This is a genomic window from Chitinophaga chungangae (assembly GCF_017742215.1).
Lineage (GTDB): Bacteria > Bacteroidota > Bacteroidia > Chitinophagales > Chitinophagaceae > Chitinophaga > Chitinophaga chungangae.
This window is the reverse complement of record NZ_JAGHKP010000001.1, coordinates 228,805-242,074: the sequence shown is the minus strand read 5'-3', so window position 1 is coordinate 242,074 and position 13,270 is coordinate 228,805. Positions and strand designations below refer to the sequence as shown.

Annotated in this window: 8 protein-coding genes; 3 read left to right on the top strand and 5 right to left on the bottom strand. The window is 53.6% G+C overall.

Features of this window, described 5'->3' with window-relative positions; all coding sequences use genetic code 11:
- Positions 1-66 precede the first annotated feature (66 nt).
- Positions 67-1,188 (top strand): alpha/beta hydrolase, encoded by a 1,122-nt coding sequence (locus J7I43_RS01040; RefSeq protein WP_209142355.1) that lies wholly within the window; start codon positions 67-69, stop codon positions 1,186-1,188.
- A gap of 5 nt (positions 1,189-1,193) precedes the next feature.
- On the opposite strand, the gene J7I43_RS01035 is transcribed toward J7I43_RS01040, so the two are convergent.
- Positions 1,194-3,278: a polysaccharide lyase family 8 super-sandwich domain-containing protein gene (locus J7I43_RS01035; protein ID WP_209142353.1), complete on the bottom strand. Its 2,085-nt coding sequence runs from the start codon at positions 3,276-3,278 to the stop codon at positions 1,194-1,196.
- Positions 3,279-3,396: 118 nt separating this feature from the next.
- Between J7I43_RS01035 and J7I43_RS01030 the strand changes: the two genes are divergently transcribed.
- Together J7I43_RS01030 and J7I43_RS01025 are read left to right on the top strand one after the other, a co-directional pair.
- The gene (locus J7I43_RS01030) at positions 3,397-4,500 is read left to right on the top strand and encodes an alginate lyase family protein (RefSeq protein WP_209142351.1); all 1,104 of its coding nucleotides are present in this window, start codon (positions 3,397-3,399) and stop codon (positions 4,498-4,500) included.
- 189 nt (positions 4,501-4,689) lie between these two features.
- Positions 4,690-5,886 (top strand): serine hydrolase, encoded by a 1,197-nt coding sequence (locus tag J7I43_RS01025; RefSeq protein WP_209142349.1) that lies wholly within the window; start codon positions 4,690-4,692, stop codon positions 5,884-5,886.
- An 80-nt stretch (positions 5,887-5,966) separates the two neighbouring features.
- On the opposite strand, the gene J7I43_RS01020 is transcribed toward J7I43_RS01025, so the two are convergent.
- The 4 genes from J7I43_RS01020 to J7I43_RS01005 form a co-directional block, all read right to left on the bottom strand.
- The gene (locus tag J7I43_RS01020; protein WP_209142347.1) at positions 5,967-7,106 is read right to left on the bottom strand and encodes a TlpA disulfide reductase family protein; all 1,140 of its coding nucleotides are present in this window, start codon (positions 7,104-7,106) and stop codon (positions 5,967-5,969) included.
- Positions 7,107-7,131: 25 nt separating this feature from the next.
- A complete protein-coding gene (locus tag J7I43_RS01015) occupies positions 7,132-8,517 on the bottom strand; it encodes a RagB/SusD family nutrient uptake outer membrane protein (protein WP_209142345.1) in 1,386 nt (461 codons plus the stop codon).
- A gap of 10 nt (positions 8,518-8,527) precedes the next feature.
- On the bottom strand, positions 8,528-11,761 hold the full coding sequence (locus tag J7I43_RS01010) for a SusC/RagA family TonB-linked outer membrane protein (protein ID WP_209142343.1): 3,234 nt from the start codon (positions 11,759-11,761) through the stop codon (positions 8,528-8,530).
- 321 nt (positions 11,762-12,082) lie between these two features.
- On the bottom strand, positions 12,083-13,240 hold the full coding sequence (locus J7I43_RS01005; RefSeq protein ID WP_209142340.1) for a FecR family protein: 1,158 nt from the start codon (positions 13,238-13,240) through the stop codon (positions 12,083-12,085).
- Positions 13,241-13,270: the final 30 nt, after the last annotated feature.

The window sequence follows — 13,270 nt, the reverse complement described above, 5'->3', positions numbered from 1 at the left end:
GCGGCGATGTTCTTCAGCTATGGTTGAGCGCTTGCGGCGGAAATAACTATTTATTATCTTGTTAAGATGACAAGCCATTTTTTCCGCCCCGGCGCCATGGCGCTGATCTTCACCGCTATCCTGCATACCGGCAACGCACATGCGCAAACAGCCGGCAACATCCTGACGTACGAAGATGCGGCCCATAAAGCCCGGCCGGTGCAAACGAAGGCTCAATGGGAAACAAAGCGCCGGCAGATCCTCGACAGGATGCAGCTGGCCATGGGCCCGCTTCCCGCCCGCGACCTCAACACGCCGATGCAGGTTATTATTAATGACAGTCTTACCGAACGCAATCATACCCGCTACAACATCACTTTTATGGCCGCGCCGGGCGAACCGGTGAGCGCGCTTTTGTTCGTGCCGTTGAAAAAAGGGAAACACGCCGCCATACTGGCCTTGCATGGCACGAGTGCGCTGGGCAAACGGTCGGTAACCAGCGAAAATAAAGGCAAAACCAACAGGGCGTATGCGGAAGAACTGGCGGACAGGGGTTATGTGGTGATCGCGCCGGATTACCCCAGCTTTGGCGATATGAAAGATTATGATTTTGAGCACGACCGTTACGAATCCGGCACCATGAAAGCCATTTTTAATCATATGCGCTGCATCGACCTGCTGCAGACCATGGAAAACGTGGATTCCGCGCGCATCGGCGTGATCGGTCATTCTCTCGGCGGGCACAATGCCATGTTCGCGGGCGCATTCGACCGGCGCATCAAAGTGATCGTGGCCAGCTGCGGCTGGACGAAATTCAGTTATTACAATATCGGGGAAGAAGCGTCGAAACGTTATGGCGGGCGGCTTGGCCCCTGGGCGCAAACCCGCTACATGCCGCTGTTGCGCGACAAATATAAGCTGGAGCAGGAACGCATGCCTTTTGATTTCGATGAAGTGATCGCCACATTGGCTCCCCGGCCTTTCTACACCAATTCACCCGTCAACGACGCCAATTTTGACGTAAAAGGGGTGAAAGAAGGTATGGCGAACGTTGCGCCGGTGTATTCCTTCTTCGGCGTACCGCAACATTTACAGGTAAGTTATCCCGACGCAGCGCACGATTTTCCGCCCGCACAACGGCTGGAAGCCTACCGCCTGCTGGACGGAGAACTGCATCACACGCCGGAAGAACATACTTTACTTCCCTGAAAAATTTACTGCACCATCACCGAGCTTCCCGCCTGATCGCCCGTAGGCAGGGGCACATTGATCTCCCGTTCGTTCACCTTCAACTGCAACGCGTTTAATTTCTGCGTCGGGTCGGCAACGGCGATGGCGGGAGCGGCTGAGCCGTCTGCCTTGATCATCACGATGCAGGGCGCCGTGGCGGAGAGCGTCAGTTTATCGCCTAGGCTGATGGAGCCCGCCTTATAAAAAACGATCCCGGTCCTTTGCAGGCCGGTATGCTGTACCGCCTGGAGGTCTGCGGTATTGGCGAGAATTTTCACCGGTATTTTCTTGCTGTAAGCAGCTGCGGCCTTCGCGTCTGCTGCGGGCAGCGCGATCCAGGCGTAGCTGGCGTGCTGCGGCTGCACGCCGTGATCGAGCCAGAGAGAGAATACATTTTCTTTTACCGGTTCTTCGGTAGCCCAGGCCTGGTGATTGATCTTCCGCCAGTTTCCTGTTTGTTCGCCGTTGCTGATGTTGACGCTCGTGGGTTCCGGGAAAATATACGCCACATCGTCCTGGCACACCCATGATACTTCGGGCAACGTGTGTTTGCCTTTTTTCAGAACGGTCGTTTTGTTGTTGGCATTTACGGTCACCGGCGATTTCAGCAGGCATTGGTTCAGCGTGGTGAACACCGGCAAAGCCGTATCGGTATGGATGCCCGCGCCGAGGCATACCACTTCGTCGTCGAAGAAAAACCAGGACTTGCGTGCTTTGAGCGGATCGTGCACACTCACAAAATCGAATGCCGCTACGCCATACACGCCATCGCTTACGCCGCCCGCGAAATCGGTTTTCCCTTTTTTAGCCAGCTGTTTCCAGTGTGGCACGTCCTTTTTTTGCAGGATAGTTGTCCCGGGGACCTTTTGCCAGTCCCATACCGGGAAAATATTAAAAAACTCCCGCCCGGTGCGCGAAATGAACATGGAGCCGTCTCCGTAATGATGGTTTTTAATTCCTTCCTCGTTATGCGGCTCTTCCATATTGTTCGCGCGGGAGGAATGCATGCGTACGGACGTGTAATATCCGGGGCGCTGATGGGTATAATAATGCGAATACCAGAAATAACGGTCGCGGGTGCGGTTGTATTTTATTTCTCCTTTACGCGCACGGATAACGGTTTTGAGCTCTTCGGCACGGTAGTTCGTCGAGGCGAGCAGGTTTTCCGGCAGGGCCGCATTTTCTTTCTCCATGGCGTTCCTGCGGCTGATGTCGCGGTTCATGGCGCCGGGATCGGGATAGGTGGCATATACCTGCGACTGGCAGATACCGTCGAGGAAATAATCGACGAGCAGTTTCATGGCCGGTTCGGGGAAAGAAAATTGTGTGCCGCGGATAGTGGCGGCCCAGTAAGCGAACGAACTGGCGAAGTTGGTGCCGTAGGTGAGCACGGAGGTCACGTTATCGGTGCGGTGGTGGAAACCCAGGTCCGGGTTGATGCCGCGGCCGGTGCTGATCTTGATCTCTGCGGCCATTGTTTTAATAACGCGTTTTAATGTGTCCGGCTGATGGGTGAACAATGCCTGTTTCCCGAGCATGCCCGCAATGGGCATGAGGTCGCCGCCGGGGCGTGCGCCGAATGTTTCGAGATTGGCCCTGCGGGCGATCTTCAGCCCTTCCGCCCTTTGTTTTTCCGTCAGGCTGCTGTCCATTACGAGCAGCGTATTGATCATCAGGTTGGGCGTTCCCATTTCGTTCCACCACCAGTTGTCGCAGCGGAAATCGTTGGCCAGCCAGAAATCGAGCGCCGCGGAAAATGTTCTTTTCACCGCGGGATCGTTGAAGAGCGGCGAGCCGGGCTTTTTGTACGCCCTTGCAAGCGCCAGCATATTTTCCAGGTGGTCTTTGTGCTGAAAACCCGTACGGGAAACGTCTTTATAGTTAATACCGGGCCAGGTGCCATCCGGACGGATAGTTTTCACCAGCTGGTTGATTGTTTTTTCGTTCACAGGAGGCGCCAGCAGGTCGGCCTTTACCCTTTGTTTGATGATCTGCAGGTCTTGCGCGTGAGCGAAGGACAGGAACGCAAGAAAAATGATCGCAAAAACGGAGAGTTGTTTTTTGAGCATGGTACGTGGAATTTTCTCTGTCTGCCAATTTACCATTTCTTTTTTTCTCATGCAATGCCGCGCGGGCTTTCATCCGCTGGTAAAAATTCGTAGTTTTAAACCTTAACCACGTTATGATATGATTTTACGCAGCCTGAAAACATCGTTTTTATTGCCTCTCTTTTTATTATGCGCGACCGGTCTTTCCGCGCAACAGCATCCGGGGGGCATGCATCCCAAAGCGCAGATCGATTATGTAAAAGAGCAGGTCCGTTTAAAAAAGGAGCCTTTTTTATCCGCGGAAAAACAATTGCTCTCGAAAGCAGACGAAGCGCTTTCCGCCACGCATCATGCGCTGGCCGACTTTGACATTCCCGGGTATTACATCAAACCGAAGGAACACCGGGAAAATTCCCAGTCCATACAAACCGACGGCTTTGCCGCGTACAGCTGCGCGCTGGCCTGGCAGCTCACGGGGAAGAAAAAATACGCGGAAAAAGCATTGTATTTCCTGAACGCATGGGCCGCCACAAATACCACTTATTCCAACTACGACGGCGCGCTGGTGCTAAGTTATTCCGGCACTTCCATGGTGATGGCGGCAGAATTGGCGCGGGATTTTAAAGGATGGAAAAAAGCGGACCGGGAGCGGTTTGCGGGATGGGTAAAAAACGTTTACCGGAAAGCGACCAACGAGATCCGAAACCGCAAAAACAATTGGGCGGACTGGGGGCGTTTCGGTTCCATCCTGGCCGATTATTACCTGGACGATCAAACGGACCTGGCCGAGAATGTACGCCTGATCAAATCGGACCTGTTTGAAAAAATTGCGGCAGACGGGCATATGCCGGAAGAAGTAAGACGGGAAAAGAACGGCATCTGGTATACGTACTTTTCCCTGGCGCCCATTACGGCGGCCTGCTGGGTGACTTATAACGCCACCGGCGAGAATTTGTTCGCGCTGGAAAAAGAAGGCCGGTCTATCAAAAAAGCGCTGGATTACCTGTTGTATTACCAGCAGCATCCTTCGGAATGGAAATGGTTCGCCAACCCGAACCTGGGAAGCCCCAATTCCGGCACGGGTTTCTGGCCGGCCAACCTGCTGGAAAGCATGTACGGGATCTATAAAGATGCATCTTACCAAAATTTCACAGCGCCTTACCGCCCGATCGTATACGAAAAACACCACTTTGCCTGGACATTCCCGACATTGATGCCTGTGGCGATCGGCGGGTATAAATAAAGAAGGCTTCCAATGCTTATTTTTCAGCTCTCCGGCATTTAGGCTGCCGGAGAGCTTTTTTATTGAAAACAAAAAGTCGTTATCCCTTATTCCCGTTTTCGTTAACCCAATACCCGCATTCATTAAGACAGTTCCCTCCATTTTTCAGACGCACTGCATCTTTGCCGCATAAAACCTCAAACCACACAAATGAAAACATTACTGAAAAGATCCACTGTGATGCTGATGTTCGCCGGCGCCCTGCTGGCCGGCTGTGAGAAGCCAGAGGACATCGTCCCCAAAGAAAAATTAGACAACGCGCTCGCCCAGGAACCGGGCACTATCCTCAAATTCAACCGGTCGCTTTTTACGGAGGGCCTGAGGAAAGCTTTCATGGGCAAAACAATAGGTTATGGCTTCTCGATCGCGCAAAACGGAGAGGTGATAACAACAATTACGGGAGGCGATTCGCGCCGGCTGATGGACGGGCATCATCCTTATTTGCCGACCACACGCCAGGGAACGGCGGAGGCCACGCAAACCATCACCGCGCTGGCGGTTTTAAAAGCGCTGGAAGCCAAAGGCATGGACGAGAATACATATGTATGGCAGCTGCTGCCGCTCAACTGGAACATTCCCGCCGCAAACAGGAAGATCACCGTTGCGCACCTGCTGTCTCATACATCCGGGCTGAAGTATATCGGTTATGATTATACTTCGCTGCGCGCCACCATGCAAACGCCCACCACGGGTTATGGAGACGCTCATTTTAAAAACACCGCGGTGAACTATCATCTTTGCCGGGTATTGCTTGCCTGCATCGTCAATGGCGCGGGCTGGTACGCGCCAATGTCCGACAACAATGCGGATGAAGCGGTATCGCAATTCTACCGGAGCTACGTGCGCCAGGCGATCTTTTATCCCGCGGGCGTGCCTTACTACTATCTTGTAGACCTCGGCCCCTGGAACAACCTGGGCCCCGTTGGGAACCCCAATTCTCCCGGGAGCACTCAAACGCTGTACTACAATTATTCGGAGCCTGTTTACCACGGCACTTCGATCTATACGAACTATAAATCGGGCGGCGCGGGCAACTGGTACATGAGTGCAAAGGAGCTGGCGCTTGTTCATGCGGCGGCGGAATCCAAAAAGATCGTGTCTGCCGCGATGTTACAGCGAATGAAAAACAAGTTCATGGGCTTCGACGGGAAATACAGGGGGCGGCATGGCACCTACTACTTTAAAGCCGGCATGGCCTACGACAGCAAATTCCGCGGCATCAATACAATGATCGCGCATTTTCCCAACAATGTGCAGCTGACGTGGAATACGAACTCTATCTCGAACGACATCGGCGTGGTGAAGGATGTGATCATCGAAGCATATGAAAATGCGTGGACGTATTGATCCGTAACTTCTTCAAAATAAAAAAGGGATGAACGTTTTGTTCATCCCTTTTTTGCAGCGGGAGGAGAGATCGGTTTCGTTTATTTTCCCAGGATGCGCTGCAATTCCTTTTGCAGGGCCTCTCCGCGGAGATTTTTGGCAATGATGTTCCCGGAAGGGTCTATCAGTACGTTGTGCGGAACGGCTTTCACGTCATACATCACCGCGGCGTCGTTTTTCCAGCCTTTCAGGTCGCTTACCTGCGTCCATTCCAGCTGATCGTGATGGATCGCCTTCATCCAATCGCCTTTTTTGGAATCGAGCGATATGCCGAGCACGGTGAAATTTTTATCGCGGTATTGGCGATAGGCTGCAATGACATTCGGGTTTTCTTCCCGGCAGGGGCCGCACCAGCTGGCCCAGAAATCTACCAGCACGTATTTTCCTTTAAAGTCGGACAGCGAAACTTTTTTCCCCAGCGTATCCGCCATGCTGAATGCGGGTGCCGGTTTGCCGATCACGGAGCGGCTGGCATTCCGAAGGCGGTCTGCATATTCCAGGCCTTTGGGCGATGTTTTTGTTTTTTTGCTGAGTGCGTTAAACAAAGGCGTTATCTCGGCAAGGTCAAAATTGGCGCCTGCATAGAGGTCCAGTACGTCGAGGCTTACGTAAAAATCGGGGTGAGCCGATACGAATTGTTTTAGCCCGGCCAGGTAAGCGTTCATCGCAACGGTCACCTGTTTGGCCATCGCGGCGGTATCCAGGCCGGGAGTTTTGCTGTATCGCAGGCGCCAGATGGAATCGCGGGTTATTTCCAGCGGTTTTATTTTTTTTCTGAAAACCTCGTATTGCGTTTGTGTTACCGAGCCTTTGAAAACGGCGGCGCTGATATCGTTTCCCGGCGTGGATAATTCTATTTCGGCGCCCGGTTCGATATATACGAACGTGAGATCTCCCGTTGCAAAAAGCCGTTTGGATACGCCGGTACGGCTTACCGAAAGCAATGCTTTTGCGGGGTGGGCCACATACTGGCGGATTTCAAAGCGGCCGTCGTGGATGGTCACGGAATCGTATGTGCCCTGGGTGCCGGTGGTGGTGTAGGCGATGTACAGTTTCGCCGGCGAAGGAAGATCGCCGATCTTTCCTTTCAGCACAAAGTTGGGTTGCTGGGCCTGCGCTCCCGCAGCTATCAGCAGGCCCGCCGCAGCGAACGTTATCACGTTCCTGAATTGTCTTCTCATAATGTTGGTTTTTATCTAATCTTGATCAATAACCCTCGTTTTGTGGCAGCAGGTTGGCGTTGGCGCCTATTTCCGCGGCCGGCACGGGGAGCAATATGGGTGTTTCCGGTTTCCAGGTTGGTTTGGCCAGCGCCATTACGGCCCTGATGCGGCCGGTGCGTTTCAGGTCCAGCCAGCGGTGGTTCTCAAACATCAGTTCCACGAAGCGCTCCTGCATTACGGCGTCTACCATCGCTTCGCGGGTTGTGGCGGGAGTGCCTGCCAGTCCTGCCCTGGCGCGTATTTTGTCCACGTCTTCGGCGGCGCTGCCGCTGCCGGTGACGTTGTTCTGCATCGCCCTTGCTTCCGCGCGCACCAGGTACGTTTCCGAAATCCGGAGGATCTTGCCCTGGTCCATTCCGTTCTGCAGATCACGGTATTTGTACACGTAAGAAGTTTGGCTGGATGTTGAAAAGGCGAGATAAGCCGTCTGCCGTTTGTCGCCCGCCTCAAAAGCGTTCAGCAGGCCGGCGCCGGGCACCACCGCAGGTTTGAAGGTGGAGGCGGGGCTGGAAGGCATCAGCATGGACGCCGCGCTGTTCCGGTATGCGTACGACGTGGACGCAGCCCATATCTCCCAAAGGCTTTCCGGGGAGTTGGGTTTTAATACATCTTCATACGTGTCTGCAAAGCCGGCCGCCGGGCTGTTGATCGCTTTCGTTGCCCAGGTTTCAGCATTGGCCCAATCTTTCCGGAACAAACATACACGCGCCAGCATGGCCTGCGCCGTTTCGCGGCAAACACGTATCTTTTTATTTCCGTAACCCGCAAACCCGCCGGGGAGCAGCGTTTCGGCCTGCGTCAGCTCGTCCATAATGAAATCGTTGATCACCGCGGTATCTGATCTTGACAAGCTTCCGTTGGTCTTAAAATCTGTGGAAACAGACAGCGGCACTTTGCCGAAATATTGAGAGAGGATGAAATAACAATAACCGCGCACAAAATGCGCTTCGCCCAAATAGCGGTTCATCCGCTCCCGGCTCATCGGTACCTTGCCGACATTTTCCAGCACGGAGTTGGCCTGGTAAATGGTTTTGTAATTGTTCGTCCACAAACCGGATGCAATCGCATTGTTGGTCAGGAGACGATTGTTAGCCAGTTCGAGATAAAACGAAGTGGACGAATTTCCGATGGCCGCTTCGTCGCTCAGCAGCGGAAGGATGGCGTAAAAACCGCCGTTGTAGATATTGCCGTTCTGCTGCAGGCTGTAATACATGCCGTTCACATTCGCTTCGGCGGCAACGGAATCCACATAAGCGATCTCCACGGGCACTCTCCCGACGGGCGTGGCTTCCACCAGTTTGTTACAGGCGGCGAATTCTCCCGCCGCCGCCAGCATTGCAATGGTATATATGAATCTGAGATAACGCATAAGATCAGTTTTATAAAGTAATGTTTACGCCGGCGGTGTACATTTTGGTAACGGGCACATAGGTAGGGCCGCTTTCAGGGTCGTTGCCTTTGTAATCGGTAATGGTCAGGAGATTATACCCCGTCACGAAAACCCGCAGGTTGCTGATGCGCTGCCGCGCAAGTGCCGGGAATGTATAACTGAGCGTAATATTTTTCAGGCGGATGTAAGACGCGTCGCTGAAAGCATACGAGCTGGAAATGAGTTTAGCATTGTTGATGGCCGCAGCGGAGCCGGGTGCGGCGGCGCGCGGCACGTTCGTGACGTCGTTGGGTTTCTGCCAGCGGTTCAGCGCGTCCAGCGGCAGGTTGTAGGCGTCGCCGATAAAAGAAGTATAAGTGGTGTAAGATTTCAACACGCCGCTTACGAATTGTGTTTGCAGGAACAGTTCCAGGTTTTTCCAGGTAAAAGTGTTGTTCCAGCCGCCGTAAAAATCGGGAATGCTTTTGCCGAGCACCTGCATATCGTCTGTATACGACGCGATGGTATTGGATTTATCCTTGTCTTCAAACGAAGCCAGCCCCGTTGCGGGGTCCACGCCGAGATAACGAAGGCCCCACACGAGCGCCAGCGGCTCGCCTACCCGGAACTGGTAGCGGTAAACGGGAGACAGCGAATTAAGGCCCGGCAGCGACACGAGTTTATTGCGCAGCGTGCTCAGGTTCAATTGCGAGTTCCACCTGAAACTCCCCGCCCTCACCGGTTCGCCGGACAACGAAAGCTCCAGCCCCTTGTTCGTCACAATCCCGTCCAGGTTGGCTGAAATAGACGTAAAACCTGTAACGACAGACAGCACCTGGCTGAACAGCGTATTGTCCGAACGATGACTGAAATAATCCGCCGAAACGTTCAGCCTGTTGTTGAAGAACGAAAGTTCCAGGCCCACGTCGAGCTTGCTGGTTTCTTCCCATTGCAGATAGGGATTGGCGAGGTTATTTACATATGTGGCCACATTGTCGCCATAATTGCCGGTGTTGCTGTACGCGAGGTAACCGAAATCGGTGATACCGTCGCTGCCCGCGATACCGTACGTTACTTTCAGTTTGCCGAAGAAACCGTTGCGGGCGATGTTTTTCAAAAATGGCTCCTGTGAGAACACCCAGCCTGCCCCAGCCGACCAGAAATTGCCATATTTGTAATTGGGGCCGAAACGGGAAGAGCCGTCGCGCCGGAAAACGCCTTCCAGCAAATACTTCCCGTTGTAATTGTAAACCGCCCTGCCGAATGCCGACGCGAATTTGTAAGGAACTTCCGAGTATGTTTTGGAAGACATGGTAGTGGCGGATTCCAGCGTGGGCAGCAGGTCGTTGGCAAAGCCGGTCACGTTAAAAGAAGTGGACTTGGCTACGCCGTTGATCAGCGTAGCGCCCGCCAGCAGTTTCACATCGTGCCTGCCGGTGGAAAAATGGTAATTCAGCTGCGGCTCCACGGTAAACCGGCCTGAATTTGTATAACCGTAAGCGGCAAAGGGATAACCGGAAGTTGGGGAAGTGGAAAACTGTACCGAGGTGGTGGGTGAAAAAAATGTACTGTTGCCGTTGGTCTGCTGGTAACTCACGTCCGTTCTCAGGTACAGTTGATCCCAGATGTTGTAATTAAAATAAAAATTACCGAGGAACTGGCTGCTGTTGTTCAACGTATAAGCAGTCAACATACGGTTGGGGTTAAAAGCGGGAGACGGATAGGCTTTGATGTTGGGCGCCCCGGCACTGTCTGCCGGCAGCAGCGGCAAAGCGTAATAAATGGTGGAGGCGATGCTGCCGGGATAATCCCTGCTTTTCAGGTTGCTGAACCCGAAGCCGCCGCCGATACTGAGGCGTTCGTTCACTTTGGCGTCCAGGCCCATGCGCGTATTGATCCTGCGCTGGTACCAGTTTCCGCGAACGATAGCGTCTTCGTTGCGGTAACCGCCGCTGAGGAAATAATTGATCTTGTCGCTGCCCCCGGTGAAATTCAGCTGATAATCCTGTGCGATGGCGTTTTTATACAACGTTTTGGCCCAGTTGGTATTCACGTGGTCGTCCAGGAACAGGTCCGCCGCATTATTGGGCGTAATGGCGACATTATCGTTGGCAAACCCTTCCCTGCGCAGCATTGTATATTGCTCCGAACTGAGCATACCGGCGGTATGGGTAGGATTGGTGATGCTGGTATAAGCCTGGAAAGACAACCGGCCGGGGCCTGCTTTCATTTTCCCTCTTTTGGTGGTGATCAGGATAACGCCCGCGGCGCCGCGTGACCCGTAGATAGCTGTGGCAGACGCGTCTTTCAACACCTCCACGGATTCCACATCGGCGGGTGAGAGATAGGAAAAATCGGTAACGGCCACGCCATCGATCAGTACCAGCGCGGCAACGGATTTATTCACGTCGTTCATGGTATTGATACCCCTGAGACGCACGACCGGCGCGGCTCCCGGAGTACCCGAAGGGTTGGATATCTCGAGGCCGGGCACGGCGCCCTGCAAAGCAGACATGATATTGCTGACGGGCATATTGCCGATCTCTTTAGAAGTTACGCGCGAAATGGTACCGATCATATCGCGTTTTTTTACGGTGCCGTATCCCTGTATCACGATTTCGTCCAGCGGCGAATCGGCGGGGAACATTTCAAAAAGAAAACTTTCCCCCATCCTCCGCACGATCACGTTCGGCAATGCGATCACCTGGCCCGTGGCCATGGCGCTCAATCTTTCAACCGGCAATGTAACGCTGTGAAAACCCAGTGAAGAAACGACAAGCTGGTCTTTTTCTTCCAGGCCGCTTAATTTGAACCGGCCTCCGGCGTCCGTGATCGTACCTCCCGGCCGGTCTTTTACCTGGATGGTGGCGGCCGGCAGCGATAAGCGGTTACGCGTGTTGATCACCATGCCTTCCATCGTGAAAGGCAGGCGCTGCGCGGTTTCCGGCTTTCTGGACAGCACGATGGTTTTCAGGCTGTCGCTGATCTCGAAAACAAGCTGCTGGTCTTTCAGGGCAAATTCCAGCACATTCTTCAGCGGCGTGTTATACACGGAAAGCGTGACGGGCTTTGCTTCGGCGAGATATTCCTTTTTGCCGAAAACAACGTACCCGGTTTGTTTCCTGATGGCCGAAAACACATCTTTCAGCGGCATATTTTTCCCGGACAAAGTAACGGATTGCGCTACGCCGTTGGCGTGGATCTGCAGGAAAGCGAACGTCAGCAGGAACATGGTCAATTTCATGACTAGCAGGATTTTGGACATCGTTCCGGGAAACTCCCGCCTCCGCCTGTTCAAATGGTGATCAGTAGAGGCATAGGAATTCCCGGACCCGCAATTGGTTTTTAGCATACCTTTGGTCGGTTTTTGGTTGTTTATAATTGTTACGAAACGGTTGTAAGATCGGCCAGACCAATCGCCGGAAGTGGTCCTAACACTTCCGGTTCTCTTTTCGATCTTCGATTTGCGTTATTCCATAAAAATCTTTGTTGCTGACGGGCGTTGCCGGTCATCAGGCGGAAGCTCCCCCGTAATGTCTGTATGCATAAGATCCCGAATCATCCGTTACCTGGTAACTACCAGTGTATTGTTATTTTCCAGCCGGAAGCGCACTTCCGATTTTTCCAGTATTCTTAGTACTCCCTGCAGATTGTTGCGTTTGCTGATCTCGCCGAAATATTCGGTCGGAGGGATATCTTTTTCGTACACGACTTTTATATCATACCATCTTTCAAGCTGGCGCATGATTTCCCGGAGGTTGGACCCTTCGAAATTAAACGTGCCGTTTTTCCATGCCACCGCTTTGTCGAGATTGGCGTCATTCGCCGTTTTTATTTGCTGATCACGGCTTACCTGCGCTTGCTGCCCCGGTTTCAGCTCAACGTTTTTTCCCGCGGCGGTAATGCGCACGCGCCCCTGCAGCAGTGTGGTGTTCAGCGTGGGCTCGTCGTCGTACGCGTTCACATTAAACTGCGTTCCCAGCACCGTGATCTCCGTGCGGTGATCGGCATCGACTATGAAGGGCATCTGCGCGTTTTCCGTTACTTCAAAATATGCTTCGCCCTGTACTTCCACCCTTCGTTCTTTCCCGGTAAATGCGACAGGGTAACGGATGGAACTGGCGGCGTTCAGCCAGACCAGCGTGCCGTCGGGCAGTTTGAGCCGGAACTGGCGACCGTTGGGTGTGCGCATGGTGTTGTAGCTGAGGCCTGCCGTTTCTCCGCCGGACGGTTCATATTCCAGCTGACCGTTCTGCAGGATGGCCTGCGAGCCCTGCTGCGCGGCGATGAGGCCGTTGCCGAGACTGTCCAGCACCACGGTAGAACCATTGGCCAGCGTGAGTATCGCGCCGTTCCCGCCGGGCGGGATATCGGATGTTTCTTTTACCAGCACAGGATCGTTTGGCGCAACGCTCGCCTGCCGCCATAGGAAACCTATGCCCAGCATGAGTATCAGGGCGGCAGCGGCGGCCCATGTTTTCCATGGCCGCATGGTGACGTGTTTGGCGGGCCGTTTGAGTATCTTTTCCAGGATGGCCCGTCCTTTCGCGGGATCGCTCAGGTCGGGCACGGCGCCGTCGTTCAGCATGTCGTCTATCGCCTTCCGCCAGTCTTCCACCTGCGTTTCATCGGCCAGCGTTTCCCACAGGGCGCGGAATTCCTCTTCGGAGATCTCTTCCGACCGGTACTTCTCGAATAATATCCTGAACTCGGCTTGCGTCATACACGGGAATTTAGGCTGCTGTTATTTAAA

Coding starts and splice junctions, on each gene's coding strand:
- J7I43_RS01040 (WP_209142355.1), top strand. CDS start 67: ATGACAAGCCATTTTTTCCGCCCCGGCGCCATGGCGCTGATCTTCACC.
- J7I43_RS01015 (WP_209142345.1), bottom strand. CDS start 8,517: ATGCGTTATCTCAGATTCATATATACCATTGCAATGCTGGCGGCGGCG.
- J7I43_RS01025 (WP_209142349.1), top strand. CDS start 4,690: ATGAAAACATTACTGAAAAGATCCACTGTGATGCTGATGTTCGCCGGC.
- J7I43_RS01005 (WP_209142340.1), bottom strand. CDS start 13,240: ATGACGCAAGCCGAGTTCAGGATATTATTCGAGAAGTACCGGTCGGAA.
- J7I43_RS01020 (WP_209142347.1), bottom strand. CDS start 7,106: ATGAGAAGACAATTCAGGAACGTGATAACGTTCGCTGCGGCGGGCCTG.
- J7I43_RS01035 (WP_209142353.1), bottom strand. CDS start 3,278: ATGCTCAAAAAACAACTCTCCGTTTTTGCGATCATTTTTCTTGCGTTC.
- J7I43_RS01030 (WP_209142351.1), top strand. CDS start 3,397: ATGATTTTACGCAGCCTGAAAACATCGTTTTTATTGCCTCTCTTTTTA.
- J7I43_RS01010 (WP_209142343.1), bottom strand. CDS start 11,761: ATGAAATTGACCATGTTCCTGCTGACGTTCGCTTTCCTGCAGATCCAC.